This window comes from Streptomyces sp. Z423-1, from assembly GCF_013009255.1.
Lineage (GTDB): Bacteria > Actinomycetota > Actinomycetes > Streptomycetales > Streptomycetaceae > Streptomyces > Streptomyces gossypiisoli.
Genome location: NZ_CP053109.1, coordinates 7,863,390 through 7,882,175 on the forward strand (window position 1 = coordinate 7,863,390; position 18,786 = coordinate 7,882,175).

The window sequence follows — 18,786 nt, forward strand, 5'->3', positions numbered from 1 at the left end:
AATGAAGTACGTGCTCTTCCCCCTGGCTGACCTGTCCGGGGGCCACCTCTGAACGACTGGGATGTGCAGCACGTGCGTTTCCTCAATGACATCCAGCCCTCGTACGACCTGACGTACGACGACGTGTTCATGGTGCCGAGCCGCAGCGCGGTCGGCTCCCGTCAGGGCGTGGACCTCAGCTCCCCGGACGGCACGGGCACCACGATTCCGCTCGTCGTCGCCAACATGACCGCGATCGCCGGCCGCCGCATGGCCGAGACCGTGGCGCGCCGTGGCGGCCTCGTGGTCATCCCGCAGGACATCCCGATCGACGTCGTCACCGAGGTCGTCTCCTGGGTGAAGAGCCGCCACCTGGTCCTCGACACCCCGATCGTGCTGGCCCCGCACCAGACCGTCGCCGACGCGCTCTCCCTGCTGCCCAAGCGGGCGCACAACGCCGGTGTCGTCGTCGACGAGGAGCACCGCCCGATCGGTGTCGTCACCGACCGGGACCTCACCGGCGTCGACCGCTTCACCCAGCTCGAAGTGGTCATGTCCAAGGACGAGCTGCTTCTGCTCGACGCCGACATGGACCCCCGCGAGGCCTTCAACACCCTCGACCACCACAACCGGCGCTACGCCCCCGCCGTCGACGCCGACGGCAAGCTCGCCGGCATCCTCACCCGCAAGGGCGCGCTGCGCGCCACGCTGTACAAGCCGGCCGTCGACGCGCGGGGCAGGCTGCGCATCGCCGCCGCCGTCGGCATCAACGGCGATGTCGCGGGCAAGGCCAAGCAGCTGCTCGACGCGGGCGTCGACACGCTCGTCATCGACACCGCGCACGGCCACCAGGAGTCGATGATCAGCGCCGTCAAGCTGGTGCGCGCCCTCGACCCGCAGGTGCCGATCGTGGCCGGCAACATCGTCTCGGCCCAGGGCGTGCGCGACCTGATCGAGGCGGGCGCGGACATCGTCAAGGTCGGTGTGGGCCCGGGCGCCATGTGCACCACCCGGATGATGACCGGCGTGGGCCGGCCGCAGTTCTCGGCCGTGCTGGAGTGCGCCGCCGAGGCGAGGAAGTACGGCAAGCACGTGTGGGCGGACGGCGGTGTCCGGCACCCGCGTGACGTGGCGATGGCGCTGGCCGCCGGTGCGTCCAACGTGATGGTCGGCTCGTGGTTCGCGGGCACGTACGAGTCGCCGGGCGACCTTCAGCACGACGCCGGCGGGCGTGCGTACAAGGAGTCGTTCGGCATGGCGTCCGCGCGCGCGGTGGCCAACCGCACGGCGGAGGAGTCGGCGTACGACCGCGCCCGCAAGGGCCTGTTCGAGGAGGGCATCTCCACCTCCCGCATGTTCCTCGACCCGGACCGGCCCGGCGTCGAGGACCTGATCGACTCGATCATCGCGGGCGTCCGCTCCTCCTGCACCTACGCCGGCGCCGCCTCCCTGGAGGAGTTCGCCGACAAGGCCGTCATCGGCATCCAGAGCGCCGCCGGTTACGCCGAGGGCAAGCCGCTGCACGCCAGCTGGGACTGACCCGACCGCCTTACGAACGGCCCCCGGTGAACATCGGGGGCCGTTCGGCGTTCCCGCAGCGCACGTACCTCGTCGCACGTCCTGCGAGGGCCCGCACGCAACGGTCCACAGCGGTCGTGCAACGAACGCACGCCCAGCCCCCAGGAACGCAATGATCTTGCGGGCATGCGCAAGGTTGCTGCATTACAACGGCAACGCCCCAGCTCATAGGCTGTCGCCTCGTACGTGGCGTGGCGGGGACCCCGCTCGGTGGGTCCCCCGTCTTGTGGGGATGCCGCCGGTCCCCGTCCCCCTGATCGGCAGCAACAAAGGAGCCAGCGCGTGCTCGACCAAGGCGCACCCCCGCAGCACAGCAGCCAGACCGACCCCACGTCCCTGGGGGTCGGCGCCCGCCTGCTGCGCCGCAAGCCCGTGGAACGCCTGGTCGCGGAGGGTGGCCAGGGTGAGGGAGGCTCACTGCGGCGCTCCCTCGGACTGTGGCAGCTCACCATGATCAGCATCGGTGCCACGCTCGGCACCGGCATCTTCGTCGTCCTCGGCGACGCCGTCCCCGAGGCCGGCCCGGCGGTCACCCTGGCGTTCGTCATCGCGGGTCTGACGGCACTGTTCTCGGCCCTGTCGTACGCCGAGCTGGCCGGCAGCATCCCGGTCGCCGGGTCCTCGTACTCGTATGCGTACGCAACGATGGGCGAACTCGTCGCCTGGGTCTGCGGCTGGTGCCTGGTCCTGGAGTACGGAGTGTCGGTGGCCGCCGTCGCGGTCGGCTGGGGCGAGTACCTCAACGAGCTGCTCCACGGGACGATCGGCGTCACCATCCCCGCCGCGCTGTCCTCGGCGCCCGGTGAGGGCGGCATCGTCAACCTGCCCGCGCTGCTCGTCGTCCTGCTCGCGATGGTGTTCCTGCTCGGCGGCGTCCGCGAGTCCGCCCGCGCCAACACCATCATGGTCGTGGTGAAGATCGCCGCGCTGGTGCTGTTCTGCGCGGTCGGCTTCATGGGCTTCAAGTCCGGCAACTACGCCGACTTCATGCCGCTCGGCATGGCCGGCGTCAGCGCCGCCGGTGCCACGCTGTTCTTCTCCTACATCGGTTTCGACGCCGCCTCCACCGCCGGTGAGGAGGCCAAGAACCCCAAGAAGGACCTGCCCCGCGCGATCATGCTCTCGCTGATCATCGTCACCGCGCTGTACGTGCTCGTCGCGGCCGTCGCCGTCGGTGCCTGGAACTGGACCAAGTTCGAGGGCTCGAACGCCTCCCTCGCCGCGATCATGAACGACGTCAGCGGCCAGAGCTTCTGGGGCACCCTGCTCGCCCTCGGCGCGGTCATCTCCATCGCGAGCGTCGTCCTCACCGTGCTCTACGGCCAGACCCGCATCCTCTTCGCGATGTCCCGCGACGGCCTGGTCCCCAAGGCGCTCGGCAAGGTCCACCACAAGACCGGCGCGCCCCGCCTCAACACCGTGATCGTCTCCCTGTTCTGCGGTGTGCTCGCCGCGCTGATCCCGCTCGGCAAGCTCGTCGACGCCACCAGCATCGGCACGCTGTTCGCCTTCGCGCTGGTCAACATCGCGGTGATCGTCCTGCGCTACAGGCGGCCGGAGCTGGAGCGCACGTTCAAGGTGCCGTTCGGGCCGGTGCTGCCAGTGCTGGGCTTCGTCTTCTGCGCGTACAACATGTTCAGCCTCGACACCGTGACCTGGGTGGTCTTCGGGTTCTGGATGGCCGCCGGTCTCGTGTTCTACTTCCTGTACGGCTACCGCCGTTCCCGTCTCGCCGCGGCAGACGCAGCAGACGCATCAGTCGCATCAGAAGTGAAGTGAACCACCCGCAGTGCTGAACGATCTCGACGAACGCATCGTGCACGCCCTCGCCGAGGACGCCCGCCGCTCCTACGCGGACATCGGGCAGCTCGTCGGCCTGTCCGCGCCGGCCGTCAAGCGGCGCGTGGACCGGCTGCGCGCGACCGGCGCCATCACCGGGTTCACCGTCCGGGTGGACCCGTCGGCGCTCGGCTGGGAGACCGAGGGGTTCGTCGAGATCTACTGCCGCCGCAACACCTCGCCGGAGGTCATCCAGCGGGGACTGGAGCGCTACCAGGAGGTCGTGGCCGCGTCCACCGTCACCGGGGACGCGGACGCGGTCGCCCAGGTCTTCGCCTCCGACATGCGGCACTTCGAGCGGGTCCTGGAGCGGATCGCGGGGGAGCCGTTCGTGGAGCGGACCAAGTCCGTGCTCGTCCTGTCGCCGCTGCTGCGGCGCTTTTCCTCGGGATCGCCCACCTGATCCCGGCGTGCGGTCTACCATCGGTCGCATGACCTGGCGACATTGACCTTCACGCGCCCCTGAGCCCGGCGTCCGGCGACTGACCCGGACGCTGTACGGCTACGCCTTCCTGGACGACTTCGTCCTGCTGTACCCGGTCTACGCCCTGCTCTTCGGCGACACCGGCCTGTCCCTCGGGCAGATCTCCTCCCTCTTCGCCCTGTGGTCGATCACCGGCGTGCTGCTGGAGGTCCCCTCCGGCGCCTGGGCCGACGCCGTCTCCCGCCGGCTGCTGCTGTGGCTCGGCCCGCTGCTGACCGCCCTCGGCTTCACCCTGTGGGTGCTCATCCCCTCGTACGGGGCGTTCGCGCTCGGCTTCGTCCTCTGGGGCGCGGGCGGAGCGCTCGGCTCCGGCGCGCTGGAGGCGCTGGTGTACGAGGAACTGGACCGGCTCGGCGCGGCCGACGACTACGCCCGCGTGACGGGCCGGGCGCGGGCCGCGGGCCTGGTGGCGGTGATGGCCGCGATGGGGCTGGCGGGGCCGGTGCTCGCGCTGGGCGGTTATCCGCTGGTCGGGGTGGCGAGCGTGCTGACCTGTCTGCTGACGGCGGCGGTGGCGACCCGTTTCCCGGAGCACCGCTCCACGGCGTCCGGGAGCGAGAGCTGGTACGGCACCCTGCGCGCCGTACGCCGCCCCGACCGGCCGGTCACCGCCGCCCTGCTGCTCGTCGCGGCCGTCGGCTCGGTGTGGGGCGCGCTCGACGAGTACACGCCGCTGCTGGTCCGGGACACCGGCGTGCCGGACTGGGCCGGTCCCTATCTGCTCCTGCTGATCTGGGCGGGCGCCACCGCCGGGAGCCTGCTCGCCGGTCCGGGCGAACGCCTCGGCGCGGCCGGGTTCGCGGGCCTGCTCGCCGGTTCCGCGCTGGCACTCGCCGCGGGCGCCCTGGCCCGGGCGCCGGCCGGTCTCGTGCTGGTGGCGGTCGCCTTCGGCGGCTTCCAGCTGGCGAGTGTGCTGGCCGACGCCCGGCTCCAGCGGCGCATCGACGACAGCGCGCGGGCCACGGTCACCTCGATCGCGGGGCTGGGCACCGAACTGGCCACGGTCGCGGTGTTCGGCGCCTATGCGGCGATCGGCTCGGCGACCGGGCACAGTACGGCCTTCGCGGTGTTCGGGGTGCCGTATCTGGTGACCGCGGCGCTGGTGGCGAGTGCGGGAAGGGTGACCCGTCGGCGGAGTGAGCCCTCCTAGGGCAGGGAACTGACCGGCGGCATGTCCGCGCCCCACCGTGCCGGGCGGCAACGCGTCTCCGACGCCCGGCGGGGACCCGGCCGCGCCGGGTGCCCCGAGGAGGAGGGCACTACGGCGGAGGCGCGCAACGAATCGCCGGGCCATGCGGAACGGACGCAACAATCCGGCCATCAGCGCGCAACGGCTCCTCCTTGTCCCGCCGTGCCCGCCGCCCGTACCGTCTACGTGGCCCCCACACCCATCCGTCCTGGTGAGGAACACGCATGCGCACCGCCCTGCTCCAGAGCTCCGGCCGGCCCGGCTCCACCGTCGAGAACCTCAAGGTCCTCGACGAGGCCGCGGGCCGTGCCGCTGCCGCCGGTGCCGGGCTGCTGGTCGCGCCGGAGATGTTCCTGACCGGCTACGCGATCGGCGACGACATCGCCCGCCTCGCCGAGCCCGCCGACGGTGACGCCGCCGACGCGATCGCCGAGATCGCCACGCGGCACGGCCTGGCGATCGCGTACGGCTACCCGGAGCGCGCCGCGGACGTCGTCTTCAACTCCGCCCAGCTGATCTCCGCCGACGGCACGCGGCTCGCCAACTACCGCAAGACCCACCTCTTCGGCTGCTTCGAGCACGACCACTTCACGCCGGGCGAGCAGCCGGTCGTCCAGGCCGAGCTGGACGGGGTGCGGGTCGGGATCATGATCTGCTACGACGTGGAGTTCCCGGAGAACGTCCGCGCCCACGCCCTCGCCGGCACCGACCTGCTGCTGGTGCCGACCGCGCAGATGCACCCGTTCCAGTTCGTCGCCGAGTCGCTGGTGCCGGTGCGGGCCTTCGAGAACCAGATGTACGTGGCGTACGTCAACCGGGTCGGCCACGAGGGCGAGTTCGAGTTCGTGGGGCTGTCCACCCTCGCCGGGCCGGACGGGTTCGCCCGCACCCGCGCCGGGCGCGGTGAAGAACTCGTCCTCGCCGATGTGGACCCCGCCTTCCTCGCCGCCTCCCGGGAGGCGAACCCGTACCTGAAGGACCGCCGCCCCGGCCTCTACGGGTCCCTGGTCTGAACCCCCTCACCCCCCGTTTTCGCGCAAGGAGTCCGTACCCCATGACGTCCACGGTGCCCAACGCCGTCGAGCACGCCGGCGAGCAGCAGCCGCCGATCACCATGTTCGGCCCGGACTTCCCGTACGCCTACGACGACTTCCTCGCCCACCCCGCGGGCCTGGGCCAGATTCCGGCGACCGAGCACGGCACCGAGGTAGCGGTCATCGGCGGCGGCCTGTCCGGCATCGTGGCCGCGTACGAGCTGATGAAGATGGGCCTCAAGCCGGTCGTGTACGAGGCCGACAAGATCGGCGGTCGGCTGCGGACCGTCGGCTTCGAGGGCTGCGACCCGTCGCTGACCGCCGAGATGGGCGCGATGCGCTTCCCGCCGTCCTCCACGGCGCTGCAGCACTACATCGACCTGGTGGGCCTGGAGACCCGTCCCTTCCCCAACCCGCTGGCCGAGGCGACCCCCTCGACCGTCGTCGACCTCAAGGGCGAGTCGCACTACGCCGAGACCATCGACGACCTGCCGCAGGTCTACCGGGACGTGGCCGATGCGTGGAACAAGTGCCTGGAAGAGGGCGCCGACTTCTCCGACATGAACCGGGCCATGCGCGAGCGGGACGTGCCGCGCATCCGCGAGATCTGGGCGAAGCTCGTCGAGAAGCTCGACAACCAGACCTTCTACGGCTTCCTCTGCGACTCCGACGCCTTCAAGTCCTTCCGGCACCGGGAGATCTTCGGCCAGGTCGGCTTCGGCACCGGCGGCTGGGACACCGACTTCCCCAACTCCATCCTGGAGATCCTGCGGGTCGTCTACACCGAGGCCGACGACCACCACCGCGGCATCGTCGGCGGCTCCCAGCAGCTGCCGCTGCGGCTGTGGGAGCGCGAGCCGGAGAAGATCGTGCACTGGCCGTACGGCACCTCGCTGGCCACGCTGCACGAGGGCGGTGAGCCCCGCCCGGCCGTGACCCGGCTGCACCGCACCGCGGGCAACCGCATCACCGTGACCGACGCGAACGGCGACATCCGCACCTACCAGGCGGCGATTTTCACCGCGCAGTCCTGGATGCTGCTGTCGAAGATCGCCTGCGACGACTCGCTCTTCCCGATCGACCACTGGACCGCGATCGAGCGCACCCACTACATGGAGTCGTCCAAGCTCTTCGTGCCCGTGGACCGGCCGTTCTGGCTGGACAAGGACGAGCAGACCGGGCGGGACGTCATGTCGATGACGCTCACCGACCGGATGACGCGCGGGACCTACCTCCTGGACGACGGTCCCGACAAGCCCGCCGTGATCTGTCTGTCGTACACCTGGTGCGACGACAGCCTGAAGTGGCTGCCGCTGTCCGCCAACGAGCGGATGGAGGTCATGCTGAAGTCGCTCGGCGAGATCTACCCGAACGTCGACATCCGCAAGCACATCATCGGCAACCCGGTGACGGTCTCCTGGGAGAACGAGCCCTACTTCATGGGCGCGTTCAAGGCCAACCTGCCCGGGCACTACCGCTACCAGCGGCGCCTGTTCACGCACTTCATGCAGGACCGGCTGCCCGAGGACAAGCGGGGCATCTTCCTCGCCGGTGACGACATCTCCTGGACGGCCGGCTGGGCCGAGGGCGCCGTCCAGACCGCGCTGAACGCGGTCTGGGGCGTCATGCACCACTTCGGCGGCACCACCGACCCGACCAACCCCGGCCCCGGCGACCGCTACGACGAGATCGCGCCGGTGGAACTGCCCGAGGACTAGGACCTGTCCGGCCCTAGATTCCGGCCGCTCGCGCCTGCTCGTACACCTGGGCGGCGACGTCCTTGAGCTCCTGGGCGTCCCGCACGCTGGACTGGAGGTCGAGGAAGATCTCCTCCAGGCCGACCTCGGCGTGCGCGACCAGGTCCTCGACGATCTGGTCGACGCTGCCCTGGAAGGGGCCCCGGTCGGGGCCGTCGTAGGCCGCGGCCGTGTACTGCGGGTTCACCCGCAGCACCGTGCGGATCGGCTCCTTGCGGCCGCGCTCGGCCGCCAGGTCCTGCAGCTCCCGCCACTGCGCGGCCACGGCCTCGGCGCCCATGCCCACCGGCATCCAGCCGTCGGCGTGGTCGACGAGGCGACGCCGCGCCCTCGGGGTGCTCGCGGCCAGCAGGATCGGGATCGGCCGGGCCGGCTTGGGGCCGACCACGGCGGAGGCGATCTTCGTGACGCGCCCGTCGTACGACACCGGGTCCGGACCCCACACCGCGCGGCACACCCCGATCAGCTCGTCCAGCATCCGGCCGCGCTCCTCGAAGGGCCGTACCGACGCCGCCGCGTACTCGTCGTGGGACCAGCCCGTGCCGAACCCGGCGACCACCCGGCCGCCGCTCGCCGCGTCCAGCGAGGCGAGCCCCTTGGCGAGCTGGAACGGCACGTGCAGCGGTGCCACCAGCACGCTGGTGCCCAACTCGGCACGCTCGGTGGCCGCGGCCGCCAGGGTGAGGGTGACCAGCGGGTCGGCCACGCCCCGGTAGGAGTCGGGCCAGGGGAGCCCCTCGATGCCGTACAGGCCCTGGGCGGCGGGCTCGGGGAACAGCGCCCGCTCGTACACCCACAGGCTGTCGTAGCCGGTCCCCTCGGCGGCGCGCGCCACGTCGGGCACGTCCCGTCCGAGGTCGTACTGCTTGTTCTGAGGAAGGCTGAGTCCGAGGCGTGTCGCCATACCTTGTGCTCCTTTGCAAGCGGTCCGTTTCTGTCGAATACAGCTCTCACACAGGAGTTCCGGGGCGCGGCAGGGCCGAGGCCGGATCAGTCCGGCAGCGGGGTGAGCATCATCCGGCCCGCGAAGCCCACCGCCGTGTCCAGGCGCTCGGCGAACTCCGCGGCGAGGTCGGGTAGCCTGCGCAGCGCCCACAGCGCCCGCGCCGCCGACCACGTGGCGTCCCGGGCGCGCTCCAGGCTCCACGCGCTCAGCAGATGGGTGAGCGGGTCGGCGATCTGGAGCAGGTCGGGACCCGGCATCAGATCTTCGCGGACCCGCTCCTCCAGCGTCACGAGGAGGTCGCCCACGCGGTCGAACTCGTCCTCCAGCTCCGCCGGTTCGCAGTCCAACGTACGGCAGGCGTCCACGACGGCGAGCGCCAGGTCGTGCCCGATGTGCGCGTTGATGCCCGCGAGCGCGAACTGCAGCGGCCGTACGCCGGGATGGCGGCGGAACTGGAACAGCGGCCGCCAGCAGGCCGGTGGACGCCGGTCCGCCGCGACCGCGTCGACGGCCGCCAGATAGCGCTCCGCGAACCGTACGTCCAGCGTGATCGCGGCCCGTGCGTCGGGGAAAGCCCCGGTGTCGATGCGGTGGTCGACGGCCTCGGTGACGGCGAGGTAGACGCGGTTGAAGACCGCGACCCCGTCCTGTGCGGGCAGGGCCGCGGCCAGCGCGCGCATCCGGGAGACGACCGCGTCGACGGGGGTGGTGAACTCTTCCAACTGCGTCATGGGGGCAGGGTCCCAGCCCTAGGCTGGCCCGGGCGCCGACGAGCCCGACGCTTCCCCAGAACGGGGGAACGCGGCCGCCGCGCGTGGGGGAGAGCACGAGGGGGGAACAGCACCGTGTCAGGCTTACGTGCTCAGCGCCTGGCTGCCCGCAGGGCCGCGCGCAGGCGTGCCGCCCGGCGAGGCGCGATGGTGACGGCGGCCTCCGTGGTGGTCGTGGTCGGCACCGTGACCGGGACGCTGACCGCGCTGGACGAGGGGGACGGTCCGCAGCAGGCGAGGCCGTCGCAGGTGTCCGCCTCTGCGCGGCTGGATCGGCTGCCCGTCGTGCCGTCGGCGGTCAGGCGTTCTCCGGCACCGGCGTCACCGACACCTTCCGCGTCCATGAAGGAGACCGCCGCCACGAACGAGTCCGCCCCCACGAAGGAGACCGCCCCCACGAAGGAGACCGCCACGCCCTCGCCCAGCCGTACCGAGCGCGAGCGCCGGACCGGAGCCGGGCACACCCGCCTCTACCGCCACCCCGAGTCCCAGATCCTGGACTGGGTCCGCGCCCACCCCGACGATCCCCGGCGCGCGGTCATCGTCCGGATCGCCGACCAGCCCGCCTCCGTGTGGTTCGCGGACTTCACGCCCAGCACCATCACCTCCCGGGTCGCGGCCGTCACCTCCGGCGCCGCCGCCCGGGGCCGGGTACCGGTCGTCGTGCCGTACGCCGTCCCGAACCGGGACTGCGGCGGCCGCTCCCAGGGCGGCGCACCGGATCTGGCCGCCTACGACGACTGGATCGAGCGGTTCGCGGCCGGGCTGGGCTCCGGTGAGGTCATCGTGGTCCTGGAGCCCGACTCCGTCGCCCAGGCCGATTGTCTTCCCGCCGCCGACCGCGCCGACCGCTTCGCCTCACTGGCCCGTGCGGGCCGCGTCCTGAAGGCCGCCAACCCCAAGGCGCGGGTGTACTACGACGCCGGGCACTCCGGCTGGAACCCCGCCGAGAAGCAGGCCGCGCTGCTGAGGCGGGCGGGCGCGGCCTCGCCCGCCTCCTCCGACGGCATCTTCAGCAATGTCTCCAACTTCCACCGCACGGCCGACGAGATCGCCTACGACCGGCAGGTGCTGGACGCGCTCGGCGGCCCGGAGAGCCTCGGCGCCGTCATCGACACCAGCCGCAACGGCAACGGGGCACCGGCAAACGGGGCGTGGTGCGACCCGGCCGGGCGGAAGATCGGCCGGACGCCCACCCTGCACACCGGCGAGGCGCGGATCGACGCCTACCTGTGGGTCAAGCTGCCGGGGGAGTCGGACGGGTGCAAGGGGACGCCGGGGACCTTCTCACCGTCGTACGCCTACGACTTGGCCTCGTCGTAGCGGGACGTGCCCTCGTCGAGGAGCGGCTGCTGCGTCGTGAGGTGGGCGGGGGCGAACGCCCGCAGCGCGTGGTAGCCGGTGATGACGACGAGCGTGCCGAGGGCGATGCCGCTCAGCGAGAACGTGTCGGTGAACTCCATGGAGACGTTGCCGACGCCGATGATGATGCCCGCCGCGGCCGGTACCAGGTTGAGCGGATTGCGCAGGTCCACCTTGGCGTTGATCCAGATCTGGGCGCCGAGCAGGCCGATCATGCCGTACAGGATGACGGTGATACCGCCGAGGACCCCGCCCGGGATCGCGGCCACCACCGCGCCGAACTTCGGGCACAGGCCGAACAGCAGGGCGAAACCGGCGGCTGCCCAGTAGGCGGCCGTCGAGTAGACGCGGGTCGCGGCCATCACGCCGATCACGACCGGCAGCGCCACCAGGATCGCCGACCACTCGAAGGACGACCCGTGGAAGGTGGGCAGGCCGCCGTACTCGTCTCGGTGTCTGAGCGGGAGCTGATCGACCCTGACTCGCCCGATGCGGCACGTGAGAGTGGAGCGTGAGGCTCGTCTTTGAGGATCAGGGCTGGGAGGACTGCACGTCCTGGCTCAAGAACGGTCCCAATGTGCTGGCTCGGATCAACAAGCTCATCGAGGACGTCAAGCGGGACCCCCGCTCGCTACCACTACTGACCGTGGAACGGCAGGGTGACCCACGACGGCGAAGACGAGTGAGCGGCGGCCGGGATGGTGTACGCGGAACGTAAGCCGAAGCGTCATCCGCCGCCGCACCGGCGTGGTCGGCATCTTCCCCGACCGCACCGCTCTCCATCCGCCCAACCGGCGTGGTGCCGGCCGAGCAGAACGACGAATGAACCCAGGCCCGCTGCCCACAGGCCCGTCAAGGTCATCGCCGACATCTACGGGCACCTCGTGCCCCGGGCATGGCAGTGCTGCCGCGTAGGGGGTGGCCAGAGGGACGTCAAGATCCGGGACGGGCACGTCGGGAACCGTCCGGTCCATCTCATGATGGCGGTAACCGTGGACGGCACCCGTGACATCCTCGGGATCTGGAGCGACGGCTACCTGGAGATGGATGCGTCCGGCTCGGTCATGCGCTGAGGCGGGCGGTCTGCAAAGCCGTCAGCCCGTGGACGTAGCGGGCTGTGACCACGACCGTGGGGATGGCGAGGATCCGGAGCACCAGGCCTATCGCCCCGAACTCGTCGAGGTCGTACGTGTACCAGGTGACGTAGTCCCGGTCGGAAGGGTCCTCCTGAGTGCTGTGCCACTTTTCGCCGAGTTCCTCCTCCAGGAAGACGGGGCCCCAGAGCAGCGGCCAGGTCAGCAAGGTGACGAGCCAGAAGACCCACCAGGTGTGAAGCCGTCCGGCCGGGGCTGTCCCGCCGTCCGGCCGGGGTGGGCTGGATGCGTGCCAGACGTCGTTGGCGATCTGCTTGGGCAGGTAGAGGTTGCCGATCGGTATGAACCACGCCAGTACTGCCATGGACGGCCGGTGGCGCAGGCGCCCCGGAGCAAAGCCCTCTGCAACGGCACGCGCCTTGGCGAACCAGAGCAGCCAGCTCACGACCAGGCCGAGGCAGGCGATGCCCTGGGCCGTCGTCCAGCCGAACACGTACTCCTCGCCGATGCTGTCGTCGTACCTGCCGTTCAGCACTTCGAGCAGGTGAAGCAACGCCCCCGCGACGACCGCGGCGTACAGGGCCAGCCACACGTGCACGGCAACGGCGAAGGGTCTTGCGCCCTTTCTCGCGTTGCGTTCCTCGGCCAGAGTGGGCCGCGGCTCCGCGGGCTCCTCGCTGCGGTCCGGCCACTCGGCCGTGTGCTCGGCCGTGTGCTCGGGCGCAGCCAGGGCTGTCGGCGGCTGGGCGGGACGGACGGTCACGTTCTCGGACGAAGGCGGGTCCGGCTGAGCGGTGACGGCACCGACGGTGGCCCGGGTGTGTGGATCTTCGTGCGCGAGCAGTTGTGCCGCGTCCTGGCCGAGCCGGGCCAGGACCTCGGCCGGCAGCCACGGCCCGAGCCGGCGGTGCGATGTCCCTTCTCGGGCCCACAGATCCGCCAGGGTCGGACGTGCGGCCGGGTCCTTCGCCAGACAGTCACGGATCAGTGCGAGCAGGGGTTCCGGGACGCCGGCGAGGTCTGGCTCTTCGTGGACCACCCGATACATCAGGGCATGCGGATGCACCTCGGCCGAACCGAACGCCATGTGGCCGGAGGCGGCGAAGGCGAGCACCGCACCCAGCGAGAAGATGTCCGCCGCCCCAGTGAGCCGCTCTCCGAGGACCTGCTCGGGGGCCATGAATCCGGGGGAACCCACGATCACCCCGGTTGATGTCAGTCCGCCGCCGGTCGAGCCGTCCAGGGCGCGGACGATACCGAAGTCGATCACCTTCGGGCCGTCGATGGTGATCATGATGTTGGACGGCTTCAGGTCACGGTGGACGAGCCCGGCGCCGTGGATGTCACCCAGCGCCCGGCACAGTCCGGACGCCAGGCCGCGCACCGACTCCTCCGGCAGCGGGCCGTGCCGGGCCACCACTTCGGCCAGCGTCGGCCCGGGCACGTAGGCCGTGGCGATCCAGGGCCGCTCCGCGTGCGGGTCGGCGTCCAGTACGGCAGCCGTCCAGTCACCGCCGACCTGGCGGGCCACCGCGATCTCCTTGGCGAACCGGCTCCGGAAGTCCGGCACCGCCGCAAGCTCGGCACGGATCGACTTCACCGCCACCATCCGGCCCCGGGGGGAACGGGCGAGGTACACCACGCCCATCCCGCCCTCGCCCAGCCGGCCGAGCAGCCGGTAGTCCGCGACCCGTTCCGGATCCTCCACTCCTAGCGCGCGCACTGCCCAAAGCCTCCCCGTCTCGCGCGCGCCCCCGGCGCACGGACAACCGAGCAGGCTACTGGAGACGAACGTGCAGGGCCAGAAACCACAGCTGGGCCAGGTGGTCCACCTGTTGGAGCCAGTACCGGCTCGCCCAAGTACGGATGACTGGTCATCAAGGCGCCCCCCAGAGTCGGGCATTGACCGATCGGTGGATGTCGGGCGACGGTAGGGGAGCGGCAAGGCGTGCGCTGCTGTTGAACGGGGGAGAACGGGGGGAAGGGGTGGCTTCCATGGATGCCGAAGGGGTCTGGGCTCCCGAGGGCGAGCGTTTGCCCGACGAGCCGAGGGCGCACGCCGACGAGGCCGAGTTCTGGGAGGACTGGCGCGATTATTTCTGGCCTGTCGTTCTGTCCCCGCTGTCGACGGCCTTCGGGGCCCTGATCACGTATGCCGTGGTGCGGAACGCTGCTCAGGTGGGCGACTGGTATGCGGCGTTGCTGATGGGCAGCCTGCTCATCGTGGGCGGCGGAATACTGACGGTGGGTCTGTGGATGCCGTTGCACCTCGGGTGGGGCTTGGGCGCGGTGGTCGTTCACTGCTCCCGCGAGGGCATCACGATCAAGGGGGACATCCATCCCTGGAACACGGTCCGCGTGCTGCGCCTGGGGTACGAGGACATCGAGGTCGGGGCGGCGAACGACCTGGAGGGGCCCGGCTCGATCAAGAAGTGCCACCTGGAGGTGTGCACCGAAACGGACACGCTGCGGGTGACCGGGGAGGTCTGGCGGAGCCGGGCACATGAACTGGCCGAGGTGGTGGAGCGGTTCGCCCCCGAGGTTCGGGTGGAGTGGGTGAGTGGCCTCACCTTCCGTCCGAAGGGGCCGTCACGCGCCGCACGGCCGTCCCGCAAGCGGGTGCGCGGTGAGGCCGTCGCGCTGGTCGGTGTGTCCCTTGTCCTCTCGGTCCTCACCTGCGCGGCAGTGTCGCACTGGGCACCGGAAATGGTCACCTTCGGCTGACCGCAGTGGTGCGGCCCAGCCCTCGAAGACGCTGGAGATTCCCTCTGAGCGAGGCGCGGTGATCTGGTGTGCTGGGCGGCCCGTCACGGTGCTGATTCTGGTCCACCTCTGCCGGAGGTGGACCCCCTTACGATCGCTGGCGCTCGTCCAGCTTGAGAATGCCTTCCTTGCACTTCGGGCACTTGTCCATGGGCTTGCCCTTCTCGGGGGCGGGCAAGTGTCACAGCGGTAGTAGCCGAACTTTCCGCGACCGGCGCTGCCGTGATGTTGAGCGGCTCGACCGGAATGGCCAGGTCCATGATCGGCTCGAGGATGACGTCGATGTCGTTGGCATCTGCCGGCTGCTGAGCGTGCCCGACCTGAAGCTCAGGAAAGTGCGTACACGTCGCGTCCGTCCCTCTTGTGGCGCTAAACAGAGGCCCCGAACATCGCCACCACGTGCTGGGCGCCGAGCCCGGCCGTGCGCGGCCGGGACAGCCGCTCGTCGGGCCGGACCACCGCTCCGGGTGCCGGGGGTGCGTCCGTCGCCGTGCAGTTTCCAGCGGACGCCGAGATCCAGGGCAGGTGCCGCTCTCGTCGCAACAGCAGTGCCGGACCATTGTCAGGGCTGGTCGCGGGTGCTTCGTACACGCGGTCGGTCGGCCACCACCTTGGGGCGGTCCCGGTCCCCGGAGCGCAGCACGCCCGCGAACACCGCGAGCCCGCAGGACAGGAAGGTCACCAGACCGAACGACACCACCAGGCTCGTGGCCTGGGCCAGCGTGCCGATCGCGCTCGGCGCGATCAGGCCGGAGGTGTACGTGATGGTGGCGACACCCGCGATGGCCTGGCTCGGGTTGGGTCCGCTGCGGCCCGCCGCCGCGAAGCACAGCGGGACGACCACGGCGATGCCCAGACCCATCAGCGCGAACCCCGCCATGGCCGCCGCCGGGTGGTCCGCGAGGACGATCAGCAGACCGCCCGCCGTGGCGAGGACACCGCCCGTGCGGACCGTGCGGACCGAGCCGTAGCGGTCGACCACCTTGTCGCCCGCGATCCGGGCGAGCGCCATGGTGAGGGTGAAGCCGGTCGTGCAGGCGGCCGCGAGACCGGCCGACGTGCCCAGTTCGTCCTTCAGATAGACCGCCGACCAGTCCAGGCTCGCGCCCTCCGCGAACACCGCGCAGAACCCGACCGCGCCGATCAGCAGCGCCGACCTCGGCGGCAGCGCGAAGCGGGGCGGGGGTTCCTCGTCCTCGGCGGGCTGGAGGTCCAGCACCCAGGTGCAGGCGAGCAGGCCCAGCAGGGTGAGGCACGCGGCCGCCAGCGCGTGGTGCAGCCGGGCGTCCGTGCCCAGGTGCGCGGCGAGCGTGCCGCCGGCCGAGCCGATCAGGGCGCCCGCGCTCCACATGCCGTGCAGGCCGGACATGATCGAGCGGCCGAGGCGGTTCTCGACCTCCACGCCGAGCGCGTTCATCGCGACGTCCGACATGCCGGCCGTGGCGCCGAAGGTGAACAGGGCCAGGCAGAGCGCGAGCAGGTTGGGCGCGAGGGCCGGCAGGACCAGCGCCAGCGTCCACAGGGCGAGCAGTCCGCGCAGGGCCGTACGGGCGCCGAAGCGGTGGCTGATCCGGCCCGCGAGCGGCATCGCGACGGACGCGCCGAGGGCGGGGAAGGCGAGCGCGAGGCCTAGCTGGCCGGGGCTCACCGAGGCGTGGTCCTGGATCCAGGGGACGCGGGTGGCGAACGAGCCGGTGACCGCGCCGTGCACGGCGAACACGGCGGCCACGGCGTACCGGGCGCGTTTCACCTCTCGGTGCTCGTAGACCACGTCTTTCATGTTCCCGCCCATGTCCCCGCCCCTAGTCCCGTCCCGGGTCCCGTCCAGTCCCGTCCCGGGTCCCGTCCAGTCCCGCCCCGGGTCCCGTCCAGTCCCGGCGCCGACCACGTTCGGCGGTAAATTATCAGGGACCCTGCCTGATAGATAGAGGGCATGGGACAGGCCCATCTGGAAGGATCACGGCATGCCCGCATCCCCGAGCACCGCCCGGGCCATCAACGACCGGCTCGCCCTGCGGCTGTTGCAGCAGGAGGGGCCGTTGACGGCCGGGCAGCTGAAGCAGTTGACCGGCCTGTCCCGGCCCACGGTCGCCGACCTCGTCGAACGCCTGTCCGTCGCCGGCCTGATCGCGGTGGTGGGCGAGGCGGGCGAGCAGCGGCGCGGACCCAACGCCAAGCTGTACGGCATCGTCGCCGACCGGGCGTACCTGGCCGCGCTCGACGTCCGCACCGAAGGCGTTTCCGTCATCGTGTCCGACCTGCTCGGCCGGGTGCTCGCCGAGGCGTCCGTGCCGATCGGCGACGACACGGGCACCGGGCCCGCGGTGGAGCAGGCGGTCGCGCTGGTGGAGCGGGCCGCGAAGGAGGCGGGGGCGGTGGGGGCGCCCCCGCGCGAGGGCGTTCGAACGTGGGGGAGGCTGCACACCGTCGGCATCGGGGCGCCCGGTCTGATCGACCCCGCGACCGGGGAACTGCGCGACTCCTCCGGCCTGCCCGCCTGGCACCGGCGGCTGGTGGCGGCCCTGCAGGAACGTCTGCCCGACGCGCGCGTCATCGTCGAGAACGAGACCAACCTCGCGGCGCTGGCGGAACAGCGGGACGGGGTTGCCCGGGACCGGGACACGTTCGTGCTGCTGTGGCTGGGGCAGGGGGCGGGCGCGGCCGTCGTGCTGGACGGGGCGCTGCGGCGGGGCGCGTCCGGGGGTACCGGGGAGATCGGGTTTCTGCCGGTGCCGGGGACGGGTGGGCTGCCGTCGGCGACGGACTGCGCGGGTGGATTCCACTCGCTGGCGGCGGCGGGGGCGATCGTGCGGTTGGCGGACGAGTGCGGGGTGGGGGCGGACGGGGGAGGACTGGGCGCCGCGGAGTTGGTGCGCGGGGCCGTCGGCGGTTCGGCGGCATCGGGTGGGGCCGCCGCTCGCTTCCTCGACGCGCTCGCCGACCGCCTCGCCATCGGCGTCGCCTCCGTCGTCGCCGTCCTGGACCCCGGCTGCGTGGTGCTCGGCGGAGAGGTCGGGCAGGCCGGCGGTGAGGTGCTCGCCGGGCTGGTTGAGGAGCGCGTGCGGCGACTGTCACCGCTGGTCACGGAGGTACGGGCGAGTGTCCTGGGCGGCGGTGCCGTACTGCGCGGGGCGTTGCTGACCGCGCGGGACCGGGCCCAGGACGAGCTGTTCACGCCCCCTGGCCGTTAGGCTCACGCCCTCCGGCCACCCCCGATGTGCACCGCCAGGTACTCCTCGAACGTGCCCTTCCCCACGGCCCGCAGCGGCGTGAGGTGACCGCCGCCGCGGAAGGCGCGGTACGTCTGCCCCCACATCGGTACGTTCACGATCGGCCGTCGGCGGCCCGTGGCCCTCAGGTACGAGCGGGCCAGCGACGCGAACGTCCGCACCTCGGGTCCGCCCATGTCCTCGACCCGCCCCGCCGGTCCGCCCGACGCCAGCTCCGCGAGCCGTGCCGCGACCTCGGCGACCTCGATCGGCTGGTCCTTCAGCCCGGCCGGCAGCAGCATGACCGGCGGCCTGGCCAGGGTGTCGAACAGCCGGACGATCAGATCGTGGAACTGGGTCGTGCGCAGCACGGTCCAGCCCAGCCCCGACTCCTCGATGAGCCGCTCCACGGCGAGCTTCGTCTTGTAGTAGCCGAGGGGCACCCGGTCGACCCCGACGATCGAGATGTAGATCAGGTGGCCCACTCCGGCCCGGCGCGCCGCCGCGACGAGATGGGCCGCCGCCTCCTCGTCACCGCCGCGCGGCGTGGTCGCGCAGTGCACGATCGTGTCCGCGCCCGTGACGGCCGCGTCGAGCGCGCTGCCGCCCTCGCGCAGGTCGACGGCGTACGGCTGGGCGTGCCGGCTGAGCACCCGCACGTCGTGGCCGTCCGCCTGCAGCCGCTCGGTGAGGAACCGGCCGAGGGTTCCGGTACCGCCGGTCACCAGGATCGTGGTCATGCCGTTCAGCCCCTTCGGACGCCGTGCGCTCCCGGGGAGCGC

14 protein-coding genes and 3 pseudogenes are annotated in these 18,786 nt (G+C 71.5%); 10 read left to right on the forward strand and 7 right to left on the reverse strand.

The features are described from left to right. Positions 1-72 precede the first annotated feature (72 nt). The 6 genes from HJD23_RS35485 to HJD23_RS35510 all read left to right on the forward strand — a co-directional run bounded on the left by HJD23_RS35485 (position 73) and on the right by HJD23_RS35510 (position 7,821). Positions 73-1,518 (forward strand): GuaB1 family IMP dehydrogenase-related protein, encoded by a 1,446-nt coding sequence (locus tag HJD23_RS35485; protein ID WP_180685275.1) that lies wholly within the window; start codon positions 73-75, stop codon positions 1,516-1,518. 321 nt (positions 1,519-1,839) lie between these two features. Further along, positions 1,840-3,336, forward strand: coding sequence for an amino acid permease (locus HJD23_RS35490; protein WP_171108024.1), 1,497 nt, complete (start codon positions 1,840-1,842; stop codon positions 3,334-3,336). Positions 3,337-3,346: 10 nt separating this feature from the next. Continuing rightward, positions 3,347-3,799 (forward strand): Lrp/AsnC family transcriptional regulator, encoded by a 453-nt coding sequence (locus HJD23_RS35495; RefSeq protein ID WP_171108022.1) that lies wholly within the window; start codon positions 3,347-3,349, stop codon positions 3,797-3,799. A gap of 79 nt (positions 3,800-3,878) precedes the next feature. Next, positions 3,879-5,030 carry an MFS transporter gene (locus HJD23_RS35500; RefSeq protein ID WP_171111387.1) on the forward strand — a complete coding sequence of 384 codons (1,152 nt, stop codon included), beginning with the start codon at positions 3,879-3,881 and terminating at the stop codon, positions 5,028-5,030. Positions 5,031-5,293: 263 nt separating this feature from the next. Beyond that, positions 5,294-6,082 carry a carbon-nitrogen hydrolase family protein gene (locus tag HJD23_RS35505; protein ID WP_171108020.1) on the forward strand — a complete coding sequence of 263 codons (789 nt, stop codon included), beginning with the start codon at positions 5,294-5,296 and terminating at the stop codon, positions 6,080-6,082. A 41-nt stretch (positions 6,083-6,123) separates the two neighbouring features. Then, entirely contained in the window at positions 6,124-7,821 is a 1,698-nt protein-coding gene (locus tag HJD23_RS35510) for an NAD(P)/FAD-dependent oxidoreductase (RefSeq protein ID WP_171108018.1), read from the forward strand. A gap of 13 nt (positions 7,822-7,834) precedes the next feature. On the opposite strand, the gene HJD23_RS35515 is transcribed toward HJD23_RS35510, so the two are convergent. Next, on the reverse strand, positions 7,835-8,764 hold the full coding sequence (locus HJD23_RS35515) for an LLM class F420-dependent oxidoreductase (RefSeq protein WP_171108017.1): 930 nt from the start codon (positions 8,762-8,764) through the stop codon (positions 7,835-7,837). A gap of 86 nt (positions 8,765-8,850) precedes the next feature. After that, positions 8,851-9,537 carry a DUF5995 family protein gene (locus tag HJD23_RS35520; RefSeq protein ID WP_171108015.1) on the reverse strand — a complete coding sequence of 229 codons (687 nt, stop codon included), beginning with the start codon at positions 9,535-9,537 and terminating at the stop codon, positions 8,851-8,853. 186 nt (positions 9,538-9,723) lie between these two features. On the opposite strand from HJD23_RS35520, the gene HJD23_RS35525 reads away from it, so the two are divergent. Further along, positions 9,724-10,899 carry a glycoside hydrolase family 6 protein gene (locus tag HJD23_RS35525; protein WP_171111385.1) on the forward strand — a complete coding sequence of 392 codons (1,176 nt, stop codon included), beginning with the start codon at positions 9,724-9,726 and terminating at the stop codon, positions 10,897-10,899. Here HJD23_RS35525 and HJD23_RS35530 read toward each other — a convergent pair. Beyond that, a pseudogene (locus HJD23_RS35530) lies at positions 10,878-11,384 on the reverse strand (solute carrier family 23 protein); the annotation flags it as partial. The gene HJD23_RS35525 and the pseudogene HJD23_RS35530 overlap by 22 nt on opposite strands. A 65-nt stretch (positions 11,385-11,449) precedes the next feature. Between HJD23_RS35530 and HJD23_RS44345 the strand changes: the two are divergent. Beyond that, positions 11,450-11,563, forward strand: a pseudogene (locus HJD23_RS44345) (type II toxin-antitoxin system YoeB family toxin); the annotation flags it as partial. Between the two features lie 437 nt (positions 11,564-12,000). Here the strand turns inward: HJD23_RS44345 and HJD23_RS35545 are convergent. After that, positions 12,001-13,755: a protein kinase gene (locus HJD23_RS35545; protein ID WP_171108011.1), complete on the reverse strand. Its 1,755-nt coding sequence runs from the start codon at positions 13,753-13,755 to the stop codon at positions 12,001-12,003. A 272-nt stretch (positions 13,756-14,027) separates the two neighbouring features. Here HJD23_RS35545 and HJD23_RS35550 point away from each other — a divergent pair, with 272 nt between their 5' ends. Continuing rightward, the gene (locus tag HJD23_RS35550) at positions 14,028-14,756 is read left to right on the forward strand and encodes a hypothetical protein (protein ID WP_171108009.1); all 729 of its coding nucleotides are present in this window, start codon (positions 14,028-14,030) and stop codon (positions 14,754-14,756) included. A 414-nt stretch (positions 14,757-15,170) separates the two neighbouring features. On the opposite strand, the pseudogene HJD23_RS35555 reads toward HJD23_RS35550, so the two are convergent. Both HJD23_RS35555 and HJD23_RS35560 read right to left on the reverse strand, forming a co-directional pair. Beyond that, positions 15,171-15,315: pseudogene (locus HJD23_RS35555) on the reverse strand (nitrate reductase); the annotation flags it as partial. A 42-nt stretch (positions 15,316-15,357) separates the two neighbouring features. Beyond that, entirely contained in the window at positions 15,358-16,575 is a 1,218-nt protein-coding gene (locus tag HJD23_RS35560; protein WP_171108007.1) for an MFS transporter, read from the reverse strand. Positions 16,576-16,759: 184 nt separating this feature from the next. Here HJD23_RS35560 and HJD23_RS35565 point away from each other — a divergent pair, with 184 nt between their 5' ends. Then, complete coding sequence (locus HJD23_RS35565; protein WP_171108005.1) at positions 16,760-17,986, forward strand: ROK family transcriptional regulator; 1,227 nt, start codon at positions 16,760-16,762, stop codon at positions 17,984-17,986. 2 nt (positions 17,987-17,988) lie between these two features. Here the strand turns inward: HJD23_RS35565 and HJD23_RS35570 are convergent, their stop codons facing one another. Beyond that, on the reverse strand, positions 17,989-18,744 hold the full coding sequence (locus HJD23_RS35570; RefSeq protein WP_171108004.1) for an SDR family oxidoreductase: 756 nt from the start codon (positions 18,742-18,744) through the stop codon (positions 17,989-17,991). Positions 18,745-18,786: the final 42 nt, after the last annotated feature.